Origin of the sequence: Rhodococcus sp. 5A-K4 (assembly GCF_046097995.1) — a bacterium.
Taxonomy (GTDB): Bacteria; Actinomycetota; Actinomycetes; order Mycobacteriales; family Mycobacteriaceae; genus Rhodococcus_F; species Rhodococcus_F erythropolis.
The window spans coordinates 45,604-62,101 of record NZ_JBJURM010000022.1 but is presented as its reverse complement, the minus strand read 5'-3'; the positions used below and the strand labels follow the sequence as shown (position 1 = coordinate 62,101).

General features: G+C 61.3%; 24 protein-coding genes and 1 tRNA gene. 2 read left to right on the top strand and 23 right to left on the bottom strand.

From position 1 onward, the window contains the following. Positions 1-10: 10 nt before the first annotated feature. The 17 genes from ACKAMS_RS24865 to ACKAMS_RS24785 all read right to left on the bottom strand — a co-directional run bounded on the left by ACKAMS_RS24865 (position 11) and on the right by ACKAMS_RS24785 (position 13,047). On the bottom strand, positions 11-964 hold the full coding sequence (locus tag ACKAMS_RS24865) for a fibronectin type III domain-containing protein (protein WP_408989718.1): 954 nt from the start codon (positions 962-964) through the stop codon (positions 11-13). 11 nt (positions 965-975) lie between these two features. Then, on the bottom strand, positions 976-1,374 hold the full coding sequence (locus ACKAMS_RS24860; RefSeq protein ID WP_408989717.1) for a hypothetical protein: 399 nt from the start codon (positions 1,372-1,374) through the stop codon (positions 976-978). Further along, positions 1,374-1,736: a hypothetical protein gene (locus ACKAMS_RS24855; protein ID WP_408989716.1), complete on the bottom strand. Its 363-nt coding sequence runs from the start codon at positions 1,734-1,736 to the stop codon at positions 1,374-1,376. The genes ACKAMS_RS24860 and ACKAMS_RS24855 overlap by 1 nt, the downstream gene beginning before the upstream one ends. 2 nt (positions 1,737-1,738) lie before the next feature. Next, positions 1,739-2,092 carry a hypothetical protein gene (locus ACKAMS_RS24850; protein WP_408989715.1) on the bottom strand — a complete coding sequence of 118 codons (354 nt, stop codon included), beginning with the start codon at positions 2,090-2,092 and terminating at the stop codon, positions 1,739-1,741. Next, a complete protein-coding gene (locus tag ACKAMS_RS24845; protein ID WP_408989714.1) occupies positions 2,089-2,610 on the bottom strand; it encodes a hypothetical protein in 522 nt (173 codons plus the stop codon). Before ACKAMS_RS24845 ends, ACKAMS_RS24850 begins: the two co-directional genes overlap by 4 nt. After that, the gene (locus tag ACKAMS_RS24840; protein ID WP_102999485.1) at positions 2,607-2,804 is read right to left on the bottom strand and encodes a hypothetical protein; all 198 of its coding nucleotides are present in this window, start codon (positions 2,802-2,804) and stop codon (positions 2,607-2,609) included. The genes ACKAMS_RS24845 and ACKAMS_RS24840 overlap by 4 nt, the downstream gene beginning before the upstream one ends. Positions 2,805-2,865: 61 nt before the next feature. Further along, the gene (locus tag ACKAMS_RS24835) at positions 2,866-4,284 is read right to left on the bottom strand and encodes a phage major capsid protein (protein WP_102999486.1); all 1,419 of its coding nucleotides are present in this window, start codon (positions 4,282-4,284) and stop codon (positions 2,866-2,868) included. Beyond that, entirely contained in the window at positions 4,281-5,402 is a 1,122-nt protein-coding gene (locus ACKAMS_RS24830; protein WP_408989713.1) for a hypothetical protein, read from the bottom strand. Before ACKAMS_RS24830 ends, ACKAMS_RS24835 begins: the two co-directional genes overlap by 4 nt. After that, positions 5,402-6,913 carry a phage portal protein gene (locus ACKAMS_RS24825; RefSeq protein ID WP_408989712.1) on the bottom strand — a complete coding sequence of 504 codons (1,512 nt, stop codon included), beginning with the start codon at positions 6,911-6,913 and terminating at the stop codon, positions 5,402-5,404. The genes ACKAMS_RS24830 and ACKAMS_RS24825 overlap by 1 nt, the downstream gene beginning before the upstream one ends. 3 nt (positions 6,914-6,916) lie before the next feature. Then, positions 6,917-7,144, bottom strand: a complete 228-nt coding sequence (locus ACKAMS_RS24820; RefSeq protein ID WP_102999489.1) for a hypothetical protein — start codon at positions 7,142-7,144, stop codon at positions 6,917-6,919. Between the two features lie 15 nt (positions 7,145-7,159). Next, entirely contained in the window at positions 7,160-8,839 is a 1,680-nt protein-coding gene (locus tag ACKAMS_RS24815; RefSeq protein WP_408989711.1) for a terminase large subunit, read from the bottom strand. 29 nt (positions 8,840-8,868) lie between these two features. Beyond that, positions 8,869-9,390, bottom strand: a complete 522-nt coding sequence (locus tag ACKAMS_RS24810) for a hypothetical protein (protein WP_408989710.1) — start codon at positions 9,388-9,390, stop codon at positions 8,869-8,871. After that, positions 9,387-9,863: a phage terminase small subunit P27 family gene (locus tag ACKAMS_RS24805; RefSeq protein ID WP_408989709.1), complete on the bottom strand. Its 477-nt coding sequence runs from the start codon at positions 9,861-9,863 to the stop codon at positions 9,387-9,389. The genes ACKAMS_RS24810 and ACKAMS_RS24805 overlap by 4 nt, the downstream gene beginning before the upstream one ends. After that, complete coding sequence (locus tag ACKAMS_RS24800) at positions 9,856-10,212, bottom strand: hypothetical protein (protein ID WP_408989708.1); 357 nt, start codon at positions 10,210-10,212, stop codon at positions 9,856-9,858. Before ACKAMS_RS24800 ends, ACKAMS_RS24805 begins: the two co-directional genes overlap by 8 nt. Then, positions 10,209-10,613, bottom strand: a complete 405-nt coding sequence (locus ACKAMS_RS24795) for a hypothetical protein (protein ID WP_408989707.1) — start codon at positions 10,611-10,613, stop codon at positions 10,209-10,211. The genes ACKAMS_RS24800 and ACKAMS_RS24795 overlap by 4 nt, the downstream gene beginning before the upstream one ends. 1,149 nt (positions 10,614-11,762) lie before the next feature. After that, positions 11,763-12,467: a hypothetical protein gene (locus ACKAMS_RS24790; protein ID WP_408989706.1), complete on the bottom strand. Its 705-nt coding sequence runs from the start codon at positions 12,465-12,467 to the stop codon at positions 11,763-11,765. Positions 12,468-12,483: 16 nt separating this feature from the next. After that, positions 12,484-13,047 (bottom strand): cutinase family protein, encoded by a 564-nt coding sequence (locus ACKAMS_RS24785; protein ID WP_408989705.1) that lies wholly within the window; start codon positions 13,045-13,047, stop codon positions 12,484-12,486. Between the two features lie 314 nt (positions 13,048-13,361). Between ACKAMS_RS24785 and ACKAMS_RS24780 the strand changes: the two genes are divergently transcribed. Both ACKAMS_RS24780 and ACKAMS_RS24775 read left to right on the top strand, forming a co-directional pair. Further along, positions 13,362-13,562, top strand: coding sequence for a type II toxin-antitoxin system HicA family toxin (locus ACKAMS_RS24780; protein WP_408989704.1), 201 nt, complete (start codon positions 13,362-13,364; stop codon positions 13,560-13,562). Beyond that, positions 13,559-13,954 (top strand): type II toxin-antitoxin system HicB family antitoxin, encoded by a 396-nt coding sequence (locus ACKAMS_RS24775; RefSeq protein WP_408989703.1) that lies wholly within the window; start codon positions 13,559-13,561, stop codon positions 13,952-13,954. Before ACKAMS_RS24780 ends, ACKAMS_RS24775 begins: the two co-directional genes overlap by 4 nt. A gap of 13 nt (positions 13,955-13,967) precedes the next feature. Here ACKAMS_RS24775 and ACKAMS_RS24770 read toward each other — a convergent pair. From ACKAMS_RS24770 to ACKAMS_RS24745, 6 genes are all read right to left on the bottom strand, one after another. Beyond that, positions 13,968-14,039, bottom strand: a tRNA-Ser gene (locus ACKAMS_RS24770). Positions 14,040-14,224: 185 nt separating this feature from the next. Further along, positions 14,225-14,437 carry a MerR family transcriptional regulator gene (locus ACKAMS_RS24765; protein ID WP_158656622.1) on the bottom strand — a complete coding sequence of 71 codons (213 nt, stop codon included), beginning with the start codon at positions 14,435-14,437 and terminating at the stop codon, positions 14,225-14,227. Between the two features lie 136 nt (positions 14,438-14,573). Next, a complete protein-coding gene (locus tag ACKAMS_RS24760) occupies positions 14,574-15,059 on the bottom strand; it encodes a hypothetical protein (RefSeq protein WP_408989702.1) in 486 nt (161 codons plus the stop codon). Further along, entirely contained in the window at positions 15,056-15,442 is a 387-nt protein-coding gene (locus ACKAMS_RS24755; protein WP_408989701.1) for a DUF6221 family protein, read from the bottom strand. Before ACKAMS_RS24755 ends, ACKAMS_RS24760 begins: the two co-directional genes overlap by 4 nt. Continuing rightward, a complete protein-coding gene (locus tag ACKAMS_RS24750; RefSeq protein ID WP_408989700.1) occupies positions 15,439-15,954 on the bottom strand; it encodes a hypothetical protein in 516 nt (171 codons plus the stop codon). Before ACKAMS_RS24750 ends, ACKAMS_RS24755 begins: the two co-directional genes overlap by 4 nt. Before the next feature lie 98 nt (positions 15,955-16,052). After that, entirely contained in the window at positions 16,053-16,415 is a 363-nt protein-coding gene (locus ACKAMS_RS24745; protein ID WP_408989699.1) for a hypothetical protein, read from the bottom strand. Between the last annotated feature and the right edge of the window lie 83 nt (positions 16,416-16,498).

Genomic DNA, 16,498 nt, shown 5'->3' with positions numbered 1-16,498 from the left:
TCAGAGGGTGTTACGCGATGGCTGTGACGGAGTTCGACACAGCCGAGGGGACGGAACCGGACAGGTTGCCGCCGACTGCCTGCACGGTGAACGTGTAGGCAGTGGACGCTGTCAGTCCCGAGATGGTCAGGACAGGTGCGGCAGAGGTGCCGCCGACGGTGACGTTCGACGACACGACGGGAACGACAGAACCGTTCTGGAAGACGTTGTACGTGAACGGACCGTTCGGGGAATCGGGTGCCGTGAAGGCGAGGGTCGCCTTTGCGCCCGCGAGCGCCGTTGCGACCGGGGTGCCGGGTGCCGAGGTGGTACCACCGAGCGCGCGCCAACCGGCGCCCTCACGGAAGGTGCGGACAGCGAAGCCGGAAAGTGCATCGGGCAGCGCGTTGAACATGAGCTTTGACTGCACCTCGGTCTTCGCCTGGAAAGCCTTCTTATCAGGCTTCGTCATCTGCGCACGCGAATAGATCTTCGAGATCATGTTCGGCTGTCCGAGTGTGTAATCGACGCCGATGAACAGGATCTGACGATCACGAACGACCGGCACACGAGACTTCGTGAACTGGTATCCGACCTGTCCGATACCGCCCATCGAAGCAATCGGCAGGTTGTTCTCGAGCGCGTCGATCAGCGGCTTCGATTCGAGGGCCGTCAGCGAGCAAGATTCGCTGTCGTCGGTGCAGTCGGTGCGAAGCGACTGACGGGACTGCCATGCCTTCGTGTCGGCGGTCGCGAAGTTCGGCGAGAACTCGACGCCGTTCTCGTCGAGATATCCCGTGTCGATCCACCCGTCGGTCGTGAGGATCGTCGACTTCAGCTGACCCGTCAGCGAGTCGAACGGGGTGTAGTTCGCGAGGGAGAAATTCGGGTCGTAATCCTTGACCAGGAACGAACCGTACAGCCCTTTGAAGATGTTCTGCGGGTTGCCGCCGAACATGGAATCCCATGTCTGTGTCGTGGGCATTGTCAAGCCTTTCAGAGTGGTTGGGCGGTGATGCGGGAGTCGATGGTGTAAATCGCGAGGTAGCGGTTTACGTCTGCGTCCTGGTAGTCGAGCCAGCCGAAACCGGCACCGTTCGGGCGCACGTTGTCGATCAGCACACCGCCTATGTGTGTGTGCCGAAGGTGAAGCATGAAGTGATGCACCGGGCGGGTAAATGCTTCTGCTGCAGCCCGATTGGGGTGAAACACTTCGATGTCGACCATCGCCGACTGTGTGATTCCGTTGTCCGTTCCCGTACCCGGCACCTTCGTGACCAGGATGAACGGATACGCCGGATTGGCCGGCATCTCGACGCTGCAGCCGCCCACACCGGGAACGGTCGACAGGTAGGCGACGAGAACCTGCTCGGCTGATGCGTAGTGCGTTGTCATCAGACCGTCCGACCGTCGACATATTCACGGGTACGACGCAGCACAGCGTGTTTCGCCCATCGCTTCGTGCCGAACTCGATCCAAAATGCCTTGTAGTCGCGGGCGATGACTCGGCCGATCCACCGACCGTTTTTGAACATCGCGACACCTTCGATCGAATCTCGATAGTCGCCGGGATTGTCGACATAGCCAGATGGGAGCGTGTGAGGTGCTTTAGCGACCGGCGCAATGCCTTTCGCGTACTCTGCGCCCTCTTTGGCGTATGCGAGCGCAGCGGCCTGTGTGGTCAGCGAAGTTGCAAGGAATCCTTCTGCCTGCAGTTCGAGTTGCGTACGAACCTGCATAGGGTCGAGTCCAACCATGATTAGCCCTTCGAGTATCGGACGACCACGTGCAGATAATCAGGGCGCCCGAGTTCGTCCGTCCACAGCCTCGGCGGTGTCTGCACCGCGTGAGACAGGCCGCGGTATTCGATCCGGTCCGACTCGGTTACAACGGCATCCGGCGGCATGAACACTCGGCCGTCGATCTCCGTCGGATTCACGTTCGAGTTCGTCTCGGTGCCGCCCGTGTATTCCCACGAGCAGCGCTTTTCGTACAGCACACGATGCTCGGCGGTGACGGCGATGCCGAGGCCGTCGACGACCGGGTCACCGGCATCGTCGAGCACCGGCAGCTCGGACACAACGGTGACGGTGTCGCCGCCGAGCCGACTCACGAGACCTCCTCGATTGCGTACCGATCGAGCACTGCTTTCTGAAACTCAGTGAGTCCGATCCCTGCGCCCCGCGTGACGTAGGTCTGTTGCTTCTCCCCTACTCGCCGCGATGCGAGGCCAGTCGGGTTCGACTGCTCGATCGCGGCGAGTTCGAGGGCGACCTGCTTCAGACCGTCGGGAAGGTCGGCATAGCCGTGCGTGTAGGTCACTCGGAATTGATTGCCGTGCACGTGCCAGCCGAGGCAGTCGAGCATCCCGTGAGGGTTCCATCGGTAGCCGGTGACGGGCATGTACCCGTCGACGGTCCACGCTTCGACGAGCGAGATATTGCCGACGGGCATTTCTCGCAGCTGAATCGTGTTGTCGGGCCGCGCCGTACAGATCTCAACATCGTCTTCGACGAGTGTGAGTGTTTGGTGCGTGTAGTCCCGAATGAATCCGGTCGCCCAGGCAATCGCGGCATCGGGCGATCCCGAGGTGAACTCGTCGAGTTCGGCCGGTGTCGCGAAGCCGGTCACTTCGTCTTCACGCCCGTGTCGTCGGGAGTCACGACCTTCGCGGTGACAACCTTCGAGCCGCCGTCGCCGTCGGTGGTCATGACTTGCCGTGTGCCGTCGTCGACCGCCTGCGGGATATCTGTGTTCGGCTCTTCGCCGGGCTTGTATCCGTGCGCGCGCTCGAAGTCGTACGGGTTGCAATAGCTGACGTACATGTCGATCCTTTCGGTCGAACCGAGGGCGCCCCCGTGGAATTGGGGGCGCCCTCGGGGCGGGTCAGGAGTTGGCGAGCTGGATCAGCTCGAACAGTTCCGGGCGCTCGACGAGCAGACCGATACGCTCATCTGCCTTGACGCTCCAGATGCCCTGATCGAACTCGGTGCCGTTCGTGTTGGTCGAGCTGACGGTGAGGCCACCACGACGCAGGACGGTTCCACCTGTGTGGAAGGCACCGGGCAGGATGAAGCTCTGCGGGATGACCGGAGTCGTCAGTACGCGCTTGCCCCACAGGGTGAGGCCGGTGTCGACGGCGCCGCCCGAGGCGATGCTCTGCGAGTTGCCGTAGTTGGTGCCGAAGAACGAACCGCCGAGGTACTGACCGTTCGAGTCCTTCGCGAGCCGGATCGTCGCCCAGTCGAGCGGGTTCATCAGGATCGCGTCAGGCTCGAAGAACGTCTTGAACCGGATGTCGTTCAGACCGGCGAAGATTCCTTCGGCGATCTGTACGCCGGTCGGGGCGGTGCCCGTGGTTCCGGTGCCCTTGATCTGACGACCGGGCGTCAGGCTCGCAACGGTGCCCGAGTTGGTACCGGCCCCTGCGGTCGCTGCAGCGGGGAAGGCGACGTTCGTGACTGCGGTGAGTCCAGCCGTCCCCTGTGTGAAGCCAGCAGTGCGGTTCAGGAGGCCGTTGACACCGGGCATGCCCGAACCGGCGATCAGCTGCACCTCTTCCTGACGCTTCAGACCCTCGGGCAGACGACGCTGCACGAGCGACCAGAAGTAGGGAGCATCCTGGATCATTTCGTCGGTGACCTTCGCCGAGTTCGTGACCTTGCCGACCTGCTCGGTGAGGCGACCGACACCGTTGGTCGACTGACCGTAGGTCTCGCCTTCGTTGGTCGCCTTCGCGCCGTTCGCCCACGCCGTTTCACGGACGTAGGTCACGACCGGGGAATCGACCGGAGTCGAAGAGAAGAGATCCGCAACGGTCAGCTGATAGAACTGCTGCTCGACGATGCCGGGAAGGAACTGCGGGGCGATCGACGCGCCAGCTGCGCCGCCGAGGAAGTAGTTACCGGCGCCGAGCGCACCGGGCGCCGTGGTGCCTGCAGCGGCCTCACCCATCAGGCCGGTCGTTCCCTGCGCCTTCAGCTCGAAGGTGAAGTTACCCTGCTTCTTTCCTGCAGCGTGCGCCTTCATCTGTGCGAAGGTGTCGTTCAGCTGCGCGTAGTGCGCTTCGCCGTTGTCGCGGGTCTCGACGGGCGTGCCGTCGCCTCGGGTGAGGTCGTTACCGGCCGCGAAGTGACGGGCACGCTCGAGGTTCTTCATCCCCGTTGCGATCTCGCCGTTTTCCTTCTCGGCCTTGTCGAGGAACTCGGCCTTCTGTGCGCCGGTCAGGTTCGGGTCGGCCATTTTCGCCGACACTTCAGCCTGCAGCGAGAGCGCGCGGGACTTGAGTTCGTTTTCGGTGGTCATTCGTGATCCTTCGTCGATGGTGTGCCGAGCGCCGTTGCGCCAAGCTGGATTTCGAGCGCTTTCGCTCGCAGTGCCACGTCATCGGCGGTCGCGTCGGTCACGGCGGCGGTCCCTGTTGGGGCGGCGGTCGTGGCAGAAGTGGTCGCGGAATCTTGCGACTGACCGGCAGTGCTGCCGGTGGTAGTGGTGTCGAGGGACTTCAGGAAGTCCTCGAAGCGGGTACGCAGATCGGTCGGTTCGACCGATTTCGATACCGGGGCAACGCTTGTCACGAGCCGAACGGCTGTGACTTCGGCGCCGAGAGTGACGGTCGTGCCGTCGTCGGTGAACGATCGCGACAGGTTGTCGTCGTTGAGTTCATAGACGATCGAACCGGCCGTATCGGAGGTCAGGAAAGTTGCGCGAATCCACGGATATTCGTTCGGGCCGGTCGTTGCACGCAGTGCACACGAGACCCGTTCGCGGAGATCTTCGACGCTGCCGGTCAACCCTTTTGCGACGACGGTGAACGACTTTTTCTCGTCGGCAGCCGCTTCGGCCGGCGCCGCGCCAGCGCATGAGGCGCCGAGGTGATGTGCGGCATCGTGGATCGCCTGAATCATTGATGCGTCGTCTTCGTTGGTCCGAGCGCCGAGCTTCTGATCTATATGGAACCCTTGGGCGCCAAAAGCTTTCGATGAGAGAACGACGGCATCTCGATTCGACGGGATCGCCACGAACGCGCCGTTCAGCAGTTCGCGTTTCGGGCTTGCATCCTTCTCGGTATTCGGGGCAGGCATGAACGCAACCGAGGTCGTACGAATGTGTCCCTCTTTGACGAGCGTGCGCACGTTCTGCGCGTGCGGGGTAGATGCGTAGGTGCCCCGCACCTGCAGGTCGCCGTCGTCGTTGATGAACGGCTTACCGCTGCCGACGGTCGTCTCGACGGACATGCCGTGGTCGGAATCGAACGTGATGTGATCCGGTAGCGGCAGCTGCCACCCGTCGGTGGTGAGTGTGTCGCCGTCGCGGTCGAGGGTTTGCGCCGACAGAATTACGTCGAATGAACCGTTCGGCTCGTCGTCGGTGTCGGCGACGGGCGAGACCTCGGCGAGCGCCTTGCGGATGATGTCAGGCATCAGAGTTTCCTTCCCAGAACCTGCAGGCAGGCCGCTTGGATCTGTTCGAGTTCGTCGGGGTACTTCTGCGCGAGCGCAAATCCGGCGTCTTGCATGGTCTTGCCGCTGCCGATCGCGCCGTTCAGCGACCGAATGTGCTTCTGCACCTTCGGGTCAGGGAGCGGGGCGCCGTGCACCGGCAGGGCGGTCGGGAGAGCTGCAGGGACGGCCGTCGGCGGGGCTCCGGGGATCGTCGACGGAACCTGCGTGATCGGCACGCCGTCGGGTGTTGTGGTGCCACCGACCGCGAATGTTCCCGACAGTCGTTCGGCCGGATTTCCGAGCGGCTGGATCGCCGCGTTTGCGTACAGTCGGTCGGCGACCTCACCGGCATCGTTCAGATCGAAGAGTTCGCGCGCCTCGGACGGCTTGAATACACCGGACTGCACCAGCGGTGCAATCGCGACGGCCCGAGCCTCGAAGTCGCCACGCAGGACGGCGGCGACGTTGAACCGGGCATACCGTGCGCCGTTGAACTCCGACCCGAGGTACGTGTCGAGTACCGATTCGATGAACTCGAGCCGCGGCATCATTGTGTCGCGGTAGACGCTTCGCAGTCCCTCAGTGATGTTGGAATACGTTGCGTTGTCGAGGATATGAACCGCCGACGGCGAGATGTCGTAGACGGCGCAGACCTCTTCGCGGTTCAGCTTGCGCGATTCGATGTACTGCATCTCTTCGGCGTTCAGCTGCATCTGAGTAGCTGTGACGCCGTCGGAGAGTACGACGGTGCCGCCGACTTTGCCTGATCCCGCGTGAACCGAGTCGAACGATTCCCTCAGTCGATCCTTTGCAGGCTTTTCGAGCTTTTTGTCGGTCGACAGAACCATCGACGGACGGCCCATGTTCTTCCACCACGACGACGTAGCTCGCCGCGACGAGTCTTCGTTCATCAGCGTCGAGCGCAGCGGTTCGAGCCGCGACCATCCACGAGTCGAGCCGTCGGGATTGTATGAGCGGAAGGGGATTACCTCGGACTCGTCGAAGGTTTCGTTCGGCTGACCCATAAATCGGTACTTCAGACGACCGTCAGTGTCCCGAATGATCTCGGTGAGCGAGGGATGCATCGGGATCAGGCCGGTCGTGCGTCCGTTGTCGTCGCGCTGCTTCAGTACGAATGCTTCGCCGTAGATCTCGAATGTCGCTGCTACCCAAAGCCAGAACGAATAGGGGTCCATCGTCGGGCACGGCTTCGCGATCAGTTTCGCGTACGGGCCTGCAGTGTCGACCGACTTGCCGCCTTCGTCAGGTTCATTCCAGACGCCGACACCGAGTCGGGCAATCAGATTCGCGATCTTGTTGACGACGACGGCGACCCACGGCTGCACCTTGTACAGGTGAGCGTAAGTCGCGTACTGCATTTCGAGGGACAGGCCGCCTTTGGCGACGAAGTAGCCCTGATTCGAGACCGGCGAGGTTTCTGAATAAGCCTGCGGTGCAAGCGATGTTGTTCGACCATCCGAAAGCAGCATCGCTTAGCCCCCTGCCAGTTCCTGTAAGTAGGCGACCGAGATTCGGTCGACGTACACTCGGCCGCTGATCTTCGATCGGCCTTCGCGTTCGATCAGGTAGCAGTCATCGAATACGTACATATCTGCGTCGGATTCGACTAGTACGCCAATGAATTCGCCTTCGCCTTGCGCGAGGGTGACTGCGAATCTGCGGCGAATCGAACGCTGCAGAAGAGTCTTTCGACCGAACATCGTGAGTCCTTTCGGTCAGAGAACTAGAAGGTCGTTGTCCTCGTAGTAAGAGACCGCCTCATCGCCGCGTTGTTCCCACGCGTTGACGGCCATGATCGCGGCGGGTACGCCGTCGATTCGTTTTGCTTGTGTCTGACGGTTCGGCTTCATCGGACGGATGATGTCGGGGTCGTAGGCTGCTGACTTCGCCTCGACGGAGTCGAAGCACCAACGCGCGACAGGGTTTCCGTGATGGTTGAAGCCTTTGAGCTTCACCAGATCCATAATTCGTTTCATGCCGGGTGACATGTGTGAAAAGTCGTTCTTGTAGGTGAATATCTCTTGAATGTCGGTGCGGTTCTGCACCTGCTGAATGACGGGGTCGGACGACCACTGATCGGCATCGCCGCCGAGGATCGTGAACAGGTCGGCGTCGGCTTCGATGTCCTCATAGACTTTCTCGAAGTCCAGTACGTCACCCTCGGTGACGGTCAGCCACCCGTTTTTGACCCAGTCGGTGAGTTTCCCGTCGTTCAGCTGATTCAGTCGCTCGAATGCGCTCTCGGGCAGCCAGAACCGCCATAGGACATCACACGAGTTCTCGTCGATCGGGAAGATCAGGCACCAAGCGGTGAGGTCTTGACGGGCGGCGAGGTCCATTCCGAGCCAGCATTCGCGGCCTGCGAACACTTCGCGGGCTTCCTTGGCTGTCTCGTACACGTCGCCGATGTTCTCGTCGTAGAGATGCAACGGCATCCACCGGAAAGCCTGATTCACCCACTGATTCAGCTTGAACTGACGGAATGCGTTTTCTTTCGTCGGATCGTTCCGAGCTTCGTTGGCCTGCTTGCGCATTCCGTCGAGCGAGAGGAACGAACCGAGAGCCGGATTCGCGAAGTACCAGTTCTTTTCATCCCACGGGTCAGCGTCTTTCGGCGTGTTACGCAGATAGACGAAGATGTGAGGTGACCGGGTCGGGTCGTCGGCGATCCTGACCATCTCGGCGTGCTGCAGCCCACCGAACGACTCGGAGTCGTTACCGGCCGTCGTCGCCGCGATGAACATCGGCTGTTTACGCGCGCCGGAACCCATGCCGGTTCGTAGCGCCGTCCACATATCGCCGTTTTTCCACGCGAGAATTTCGTCGGCCGCGACACCGGACGGGTTCGAGCCGAGCGCACCGCCAGCGTCGGACGCGATGACGCGATAGATCGAGTTTTTGCGAATGTAGTTCGCGCGCCGATTGTGTGGCGTGATCTTGATGAGCTTCGCGAGGGGCGGCGACAGGCGAATCATTTGCGCTGCAACGTCGAAGCACAGACCGGCTTGCTCTTTGTCGAGCGCGATGCCGTACAGCTCGGCCGACTCTTCGCCGTCGCCGAGCAGCAACACGAGCATGATCGCGGCCAGCAGCTCGGTCTTACCGTTCTTTCGAGCTAGCTCGATCCACACGATCTCGTATTTGCGTACGTAGTCTTCGTGCTCGTCGGACCACACGACAGTGCCGAAGATCGGCCGCACGATGTCGTCGCGTTGCCAATCCTCGAGGATGAACGGCTTACGTGCGTACTTGCCTTTGGTGTGCACGCACAAGGTCTCGATGAAGTCCTGCGCCCGATCGGCGCGAGTCTCGCAGAAGTGGTCGCCGACCTCTTCGCACTCGAAACTGTCGCCGTCCGAGTCGATGAAGACATGCCCGCACTTCAGAGGTGTCATTTACGGCCACCTCCGAAGTGCGGGACAGATCAGAAGCTGTGAGTGCCGTCGGTCTCGTCGCTCGACACCTGGTCGGCGATCGGAGTTTCGGAGACGATCGGCGCCTGAACTTCGTGATCTGCGGTGACAGGTTCGACGGGTGCCGTGGTGTCGACGGGTTCGGAGACGACCGGCGCGGTGTCGACGCCGGCCGATGGGTCGACGGCGGGAACCGGGTTGCTCGGCACTGCCGACGCGAGCTGTGTGAGCTTCGCGGTCACCTCGTCGAGCGGGCCGAAGTCCAGCGACTCGGGCGCCTGCGCCTTCAGGGATGCGATTTCGGCGCCCTGCTCGGCGAGCAGAGCCACGGTGCGCGTGTTCGCTTCGATCAGCAGTGCAACGTCAGCGTTCAGATGATCCTGATTGGACATGATGATCCTGTTCTGCCGAGCGATTTCGGCTAGTTGTTCGATGATGAATCCCGCCCAGATAGGTACGGGCTGTTCGTGATGTGTTCGGACAGAGCCGGTTACAAGGAACTCGGCAGCCTGTTCGATGTCGAAAAATCTCATCCGAGAAGCCTTTCAGCGCCTGCCTTTTTGTCGCCCTCGTCGCCGCCGACCTTCAGGCTTGCGCGGTCGGACGGGGACAGTCCGAAGCGGGCGCCGATGCGAGATGCAGCGGCCTCGGCGTCTCGCATGATCTGCCAATACGGGGACTTGATCGGGCTGCCAGAGGCGCCCTCGGTGACCATCGAACTGCCCATCGCGTCGAGCGCATCCCAGTACGTCGCCACGGATACGCAGAACATCGCGAACTGGTCGATGTCCCATGCCGTCATGACTTTCTGTGCCACCAGGTCGGGCACGAGACGATCCCAGACTTCGCGGGCGTTCTCACTGAGGTCGATGGGTGGTTCGAGGATTCCCGATCGCACCTCGGGCGTCTCAGCCGGTATCGGCTCGTCACGGTTGACGCGATCTTCTCGGACGCCCTCGGCGATCTTGAGGTGATTCGGCCGCGACTTCGGGCCACGCTTAGCCATGTTGGTGCCCCCAAGTCTCGGTGTACCCGTACCGGCCGACTGCGGGCAGAACCGGAAAGGCCATCTGATCGACCTGCGGCAGCTGCTCGCCGTACGAGTACGACCCGAGTCCGGGTTTCGGTTGGCTCACGCTCTCGTAGGCGCTGAACCACCCGTGCGCGATGTCGGCACCGATATCGCCGGGGATGCCGAGCATTTCGCGAACCTTCGACGCCGGGATCACACCGGGCACGAGTAGATCGAGAAGCGCCTGCAGCGTCGGCATACAGAGCGCCGGAACGGTCACGTTCTGAACGATCGCGTCGACATCGCACTCGGCGCCGAGCGGGTATTCGGCCTCGGCGCTCATCGGGACTTCAGCCAATCGCGATTGATGATCGGCGCACACGCTTCGTCGAAGTCCTTGCCCATGAATATGGCGTGATCGAGCGGAAGGTTGAACGCAGTCGCGAACAGATTTGTCAGATCGACTTTGAGGTCGGCAACCGCGATGCGTGGCCCGAGCGTCAGTGTCCAATCGGCGGCATCGAACGCCTCTTCGTCGACGAGATCCAGGGCACTTTGGAATCGGTCGACAGTGGCATCGTCTGCGCCTTGAATCGATATCTCGATCTGCCGGACACGGGATGAACCTTCTGGGTAGAAGTGCACCGTCCAGCTGCCGGGACACTCACACTTCTCGATCGCCTCGAAGAGCCGCTGCAGAGTGGCGTCGTCGGCGCTCGTGATCGTAAATTTCAGGTCTCTCATGATGCGCGCCAGCTGCCGATGACGATCCTGAAAAGCACTGCGCCGACGACGGCATACAGCGCGTCAGCGGCAGCACCCAGAATCGACCGTGCGGAGGCGAAAATGAACGACATGGTTGCCCTCGATTCATCCGAGAAAGTGTGTGATTTCGGCGTGTGGACACCGGAAAGTGCCGGGAAAATGCTGGTCGCACCCCGGTTTGGGAATTTTTTTGAAATATGGCAAGGCGTACGCCCCCCGAACAGAGCGGCTTCGCCAGGCACTTTGTCGTGATTGCGACCCCCCCACCCCGGTCGGGGCGGTGAGTGTGGGGTCGGCGGGTTTGTCAAGTCATGGTGACGGGACTGGTTCAGGGCGTGCGGGTTTCATGACGGTCAGTGTCTGGGGCCTTGTCGACCTAGCTGTGACTCGTCTTTCGCTGTGTGGCTGTCATGGCATCTCTTGCACAGGCCGCGACCGTGGTGCGGGTCGTTGGGGTCGAGTCCTTGCACGATGAGTTCACGTCGACTCAATGGGTGATGGTCGGCGATCGTTGCCTCTGCACCACACAGCACGCAGTCACTGTCACGGTCGAGCACTGCCTGCCTGAACGTGCGGTGTCCACTGTCGCTGTAGTTGAAGCGTCTGCCTTCACGCTCACGCTTACGGTCACTGTGTGCACGTGCCTGCTGCAGATGCTGTGCACAGTTGCTGTGCCTGGTTACTGCTGCCTTGCCGCATCCTGGTCTACTGCACGGCCTGAACGCTCGGTATGCGGCCATGACGCCCCCTCGGGTGTATGTGGGTGGGTGGTGCACGGTGGGCAAATTGGGGCGGTGTCAGGGCCTCGGCATAGGGGGCAAATTGAGGCCGGGGTAATACCCCTGGGGAAGAGTCCCCGCAATGTGTCCCACAGGCTGCAGCGCATACCGGCGATCGAGCAGTGCGTCGATGCGGGATAGGGACCGGTCACGTACTCCCCCGGTAGCACTCCCCCATATGCCTGCCTCTATGCGCAGTGATGCGTCAATTTGAGTGAGGGTCAGTGGGGCCGGTTTCGGGTTGCTGAACCTTCCCATCAGGTCGCCTCACTCTCTGCCGATACGACCGGCAGCCACGTTCGCCGCACTGGCACGACTCCCAGTTCTTCCAGTCATGCATGCGATGTCCCTACGTTCTCGGAGGCCATGACCAGTGGTACGGCTTCGGGGTCTCTGAGAACGGGATACGAGACAGCGGGACGGGATTGCGTATCGCTGAGGGGTCGAAGAGATGCAGGAATGCCCTGCCTTCGTCGGGGTAGGTGCTTTCGACGTAAGGATCGACAGCCGTGATGATCGCCGCCAACGGTGGGCGACTCGGATGCTCGGTGTAGTGCACGATCCGACCGACAGTCGGCGGCACCGGCCGCATGATCGGCTTCGGCGACGGCGGCGGGAACACACCCCCACGAAAGAACGGCTGATTAGCGGGACTAGGCGCATCGGGTGCCACGATCGCGTCGACGATGCCCGAGTCGATGAGCTTGTTTGAGATCCGGCGAGCGAGCCTCGCAGAGACTGGCTTTCCGGCGTATTCGGCTTTCGGTATGTCGGCGTCGATCTCGTCGCAAATCAGTTTCTCGACGTTGGTCAGGTTGCCGGGGATCGGCACGAGAGCGTCGACACCGGCCTGCTTCGCCAGGTATGCCCCGCCGATGAGTTGCTGCAGGATCTCGCCGGTCAGGTCGAGCGCGAGATCCGCGTTTGCTTCGACCGTTGCGAGAACGTCGTCGTCGATGCCTGATGCGTCGAACACCTTGTGAACGGCGGTCAGAATCAGATCCTCGACGAGAACCTCGAATTCGGTGAGCTGCGGGGCAGTGTCTTCGGGCATAGCTGCGTCTCCTAGATCAGTTGAAATATCGGGTGTGCAGTTCGAGGTAGCCGACGATGCTGCCGACGGGATCGCCTGCATGCCAATCGCAGACACCGTCGCCGGGGATGCAATGAGATTCGACGGGGACAGTGAACGGTGCACGCTCACCGGACATCGTTGCGCCGAGGACACCGGGCAGCTCGATCTGCGTTTCGACGCCGGAACCGGCCTGACGGGGATCGGCGTAGACGACGCCGGTGACGCCCGGTTGCTGCGGTTCGGTGAGGACATCGCCGACGATGCGGGCGCCCTGCGAATAACCGATGACGAGTGAGTCGGGCGGTGCGGCAGCGAGATCGGCGCGAAGCGCTTGCTCACCGGCTTGCACCGACTCGTCGTAGGACGGCCAGAGGACGGTAGCCGGATAGGTCACATAGGTGACGGTGTCGCCGGGATGAATGTCTGGGGCGTGGTAGATCGCGCCGGAATTGCCGGTGCCGTCGACAACGATGACGTTGCGGGCTGATGCGTTGGTCGCTGCAGCGATCGGGATGATTGCGCAGGCAGCGACGACGACGAGTGTTCCGAGAATGCGCATGACGCCCCCATCGGGAAGTAGTGATTCCCAGCAGTCCGAGGCAGCGCGTCCACCCGTGGAGAGCAGACGGGATCGGTGACGCGCTTCTGCACCATGTCGGGGCGACAGTTTGTGACCTCGGGACTGCTGGGAAGTGTGTGTGCGCGTTGGTTTCGGCTCTGAGCTGTCTTTCGGTCCGATTCGGTCGCGCCCCCGAATGTGCGAGGGTTGAAAATATGTGCAGGTCAGGCAGGTTCGCTCACCGTCGGGTAAGCACCTAATAAAGTTGTCTAGTCGGCTTGACTAGAGAATGTCTAGCGGGATAGACTAATCTCATGATCGCAGAGCAGCCCACCCGCAAAGTGCAGAAGGAACTGCGAGATGCAGGCTTTCACCCCGACCGCACCAAAGGCAGCCACACAATGTGGATCACGGCCGACGGCAAGCACCAGGTGTCAGTCCCGGACGGACACCGCACCATCACCCCCGGCGTTTACCGCAAGATCCAGAAAGTAATCAAGGAGGCAAACCGATGAGCAGCCACTACACCGCCACCGTCACCCGAGAGGGCCGGTGGTGGATGGTCGCCATTCCCGAGCTCGACGAACTCACGCAGGCTCGACGCCTCGGCGAAGCGGAACTAATGGCACGCGAGGTAATCGCATTGCACACCGATCAGGCACTCGAGGACATCGACGTGACGATCGACATCAGTCGAGTCGGCGACATCGACGATGTCTCGGCAAAGGTGACGTCGATCGCCGAGTACCGTGCGAAGGCCGCTGAAGCTGAAGCGAAAGCAATGATCGAATCACGAAGCCTTGCAACGGAACTCGCAGATCAAGGTGTACCGATTCGCGACATCGGCGAATTGCTTCACGTGTCGTTTCAGCGAGCACATCAGCTCATCGCCGAAGGTCGCGGATAGCAAAAGTTTGGGGCGGGTGTGACGAGATTCCAACTCGCACCTGCCGAGGTTTCGCTCGGCCGCTCTGTCTTTGAGCTTCACACCCGTGCACCTCGGGCCGTGCGCTGGCTGCCGAGGTCGCTATTCAGTTGTTATTCAGTTGTTGCGGCGAGGCTGATCTGCGAGTCGCCGCGTACCCCACTGAGAGCGGGGACAATTCAGGGGAAATGCGAGCGGCACCCGCTGTAGTGATACAGGGGTGCCGCTGGCAATCATGGTTCCATATAGAGATCACGAACGCAAACGGCGTCGTCGGCGCATCTTTTCAGCCAACGCAAACACGTCGTTTCGATCCACGACATAACCTCTTTCGTCCACGGCGATCGGCGTCAGCAGTCCTCTCGAAGTCCAATGCTTGATACCCGAGTACGAGATGCCGACGAGCGCTGCAGCCTCTTTCAGGGTCACCGGCACCGGCCCGTCGATGTCCATCAGTCCCGTCATCGGACTAACCACGCCTTCCCGCACGAGCAAATGATGTACCACTGCGAACCGAGACCGGCTGACTCTCGCCGGGTCGTGTGATGCCGCGAATGCCACTTGACAGTGCTGACCCCGAATACCGTTACGCCGAGTAGTTTCATGACGCCGACCCTTCAGGGCTGAACACCCATCTGCGGGTGCGGTCATTCCACCCTGCACGGTTGTAGGTGATCCGCTTCGGTACCGCGAGATCGAACTGACACGGTCCGGTTGCATCGTCGAGGTCGCGGAATGCGTCAAGCGGCGATTCGATCGCCGCAACGATCGGGTGGTGAACGTCGGGGACGGCGTACAGCTTTCCGTCGAGCGGGCCGTCGACGAACTCGACATCAGTGTTCATCCACAGAGGGCGCCACCGTGAAACGTACTTGCGGGTGTGATCGTCGTGGTCCTCTTCGATCAGTTTGTGCTCGCAGTTGCGAATGTCGATGTCGACACCGAGACGTTCCTTCGCTGCCTTTTCGAGTTCCTTTGCCGCCCAACTGAGGTGATACGGCAGGGATTGCGCGGGCACTTCCGAACTCACCAAGTGCACAAGCTGCAGGGTTTCCAGCTCGCGAACCGTCTTGATAGGCCAGATCATTTCCATTCCTCTCGATACAGGCGATGCCCGACGTAGACGGCAGCGAACGCACGCAGCTCGTCGGCGAACAGGTTGTCGTTCACGTCGCACCACGAGCAGCCGCCTTGTGTGAGTGCTGCGACGGCGGCACGTTTCGCCGCGACCTCGGCGAGAATGCGCGCCGGGTCGTCGATGGCCGGCCAAGGTGACGCCGGAACGATGGGATGCTCGGCGCCTGCCGGAATCCCCGATGCCCACAGATGCACCTTGATTCTCAGTGGATGCTCTTCAGCGTCACGTTTGTCCTGCGCCTGACGCTCATGCGCCCACGATTCCTCTTCCCGATAGCGTTCCTCGAGGAATGACGCGATTCGCCGTAGCTCTTCCCAATCGAGCGCGCTCATCGTCGCCCCTGCCTTGCCGGTTGATTCCCGATCCGCTTCGGCCGGTGCCCACGGTTCACGTCGACAGCCCAGAACGGCGGGCGTTTTCGCTTCTCGGCGTGGACAGCTTTAACGATGGGTTGCATTGCATTCCAGACACTTTCAGCGGCTTCGCCGATCGCTTTGTATCCTTCGCGGATCGCGGTCATTGTCTGACTTACATCACCGAAGGGGTCCGGCCAAGCTGTCATCTTCTCGATAAGATCGAGGTCGCTCTCATACTCGAATCCGTCGCCGCGACGACGTACGATACCGGACCACCTGAACCCATTTCTGAATTCGACCGTGCACGGGTGAGGCTCGACGGTGATTACGTCGGCGAGCGCTACGCCGTTCGGGTTTCGGCTATCCCAGATCGGTTGATAGCACTCGTCAAAGATGACGACGTGAGTCTTCATCCCTCGCATCTCGGCAGCCGCGCGCCGAGCCGACTCGAGCCGTGCCTCGTCGAGCATTTCGTCGGTCATCTTCACGTTCACTGTCTTCGACGGCATCGGCGACGCGACAGGCCGGGCGTATACGACGGCGCCCGTGTCTGCCTCGTACCCGATTCGCGCCCAATTCGATTCAGTCATGCGCCTTCGCCTCTTCCTGCTACGCCGTACGCCTGACGAACTGATGCGCCGATCGACTGGAATGCACGCAGTTCGTCCTGATATGCCTTCGTGCGCCGATCGACGTATCGGTATGCCGCATCGGCAACGTCACGGGCTGCACGTTCGGTAGCCGTGTCGAGTTCGGCCTGATATTTCTTTGCGTGTGCAGCTCCCGAATAGTTCATGTACGCCTTGGCATATGCCTGGTCGTATTCGCGATCAGCATTGAGATATGCGAGGTACTTTTCGTCGCACATGTTGACGCCCTCTGCGATTCGGTTCGAGATCGCATGTATCCGGGTCTCGATCTGAACCGGGTTGAACACTTCAGCGCTCATCCGAGTTATCTCCTGTTGGTTTGGGGGTGGGCCAGAATCGCCACTTATCCGGGTCGGGGCGAGATCCCAGCAGAGTCCTGCAG

What these genes read in the sequence shown, in the direction of transcription:
- ACKAMS_RS24780 (WP_408989704.1), top strand. Translation starts at nt 13,362, where the DNA reads ATGATCGCAGAGCAGCCCACCCGCAAAGTGCAGAAGGAACTGCGAGAT.
- ACKAMS_RS24775 (WP_408989703.1), top strand. Translation starts at nt 13,559, where the DNA reads ATGAGCAGCCACTACACCGCCACCGTCACCCGAGAGGGCCGGTGGTGG.
- ACKAMS_RS24865 (WP_408989718.1), bottom strand. Translation starts at nt 964, where the DNA reads ATGCCCACGACACAGACATGGGATTCCATGTTCGGCGGCAACCCGCAG.
- ACKAMS_RS24755 (WP_408989701.1), bottom strand. Translation starts at nt 15,442, where the DNA reads ATGAGCGCGCTCGATTGGGAAGAGCTACGGCGAATCGCGTCATTCCTC.
- ACKAMS_RS24795 (WP_408989707.1), bottom strand. Translation starts at nt 10,613, where the DNA reads ATGAGAGACCTGAAATTTACGATCACGAGCGCCGACGACGCCACTCTG.
- ACKAMS_RS24800 (WP_408989708.1), bottom strand. Translation starts at nt 10,212, where the DNA reads ATGAGCGCCGAGGCCGAATACCCGCTCGGCGCCGAGTGCGATGTCGAC.
- ACKAMS_RS24745 (WP_408989699.1), bottom strand. Translation starts at nt 16,415, where the DNA reads ATGAGCGCTGAAGTGTTCAACCCGGTTCAGATCGAGACCCGGATACAT.
- ACKAMS_RS24790 (WP_408989706.1), bottom strand. Translation starts at nt 12,467, where the DNA reads ATGCCCGAAGACACTGCCCCGCAGCTCACCGAATTCGAGGTTCTCGTC.
- ACKAMS_RS24815 (WP_408989711.1), bottom strand. Translation starts at nt 8,839, where the DNA reads ATGACACCTCTGAAGTGCGGGCATGTCTTCATCGACTCGGACGGCGAC.
- ACKAMS_RS24825 (WP_408989712.1), bottom strand. Translation starts at nt 6,913, where the DNA reads ATGCTGCTTTCGGATGGTCGAACAACATCGCTTGCACCGCAGGCTTAT.
- ACKAMS_RS24855 (WP_408989716.1), bottom strand. Translation starts at nt 1,736, where the DNA reads ATGGTTGGACTCGACCCTATGCAGGTTCGTACGCAACTCGAACTGCAG.
- ACKAMS_RS24810 (WP_408989710.1), bottom strand. Translation starts at nt 9,390, where the DNA reads ATGAGATTTTTCGACATCGAACAGGCTGCCGAGTTCCTTGTAACCGGC.
- ACKAMS_RS24760 (WP_408989702.1), bottom strand. Translation starts at nt 15,059, where the DNA reads ATGATCTGGCCTATCAAGACGGTTCGCGAGCTGGAAACCCTGCAGCTT.
- ACKAMS_RS24820 (WP_102999489.1), bottom strand. Translation starts at nt 7,144, where the DNA reads ATGTTCGGTCGAAAGACTCTTCTGCAGCGTTCGATTCGCCGCAGATTC.
- ACKAMS_RS24835 (WP_102999486.1), bottom strand. Translation starts at nt 4,284, where the DNA reads ATGACCACCGAAAACGAACTCAAGTCCCGCGCGCTCTCGCTGCAGGCT.
- ACKAMS_RS24860 (WP_408989717.1), bottom strand. Translation starts at nt 1,374, where the DNA reads ATGACAACGCACTACGCATCAGCCGAGCAGGTTCTCGTCGCCTACCTG.
- ACKAMS_RS24830 (WP_408989713.1), bottom strand. Translation starts at nt 5,402, where the DNA reads ATGCCTGACATCATCCGCAAGGCGCTCGCCGAGGTCTCGCCCGTCGCC.
- ACKAMS_RS24805 (WP_408989709.1), bottom strand. Translation starts at nt 9,863, where the DNA reads ATGGCTAAGCGTGGCCCGAAGTCGCGGCCGAATCACCTCAAGATCGCC.
- ACKAMS_RS24765 (WP_158656622.1), bottom strand. Translation starts at nt 14,437, where the DNA reads ATGACGGGACTGATGGACATCGACGGGCCGGTGCCGGTGACCCTGAAA.
- ACKAMS_RS24785 (WP_408989705.1), bottom strand. Translation starts at nt 13,047, where the DNA reads ATGCGCATTCTCGGAACACTCGTCGTCGTCGCTGCCTGCGCAATCATC.
- ACKAMS_RS24840 (WP_102999485.1), bottom strand. Translation starts at nt 2,804, where the DNA reads ATGTACGTCAGCTATTGCAACCCGTACGACTTCGAGCGCGCGCACGGA.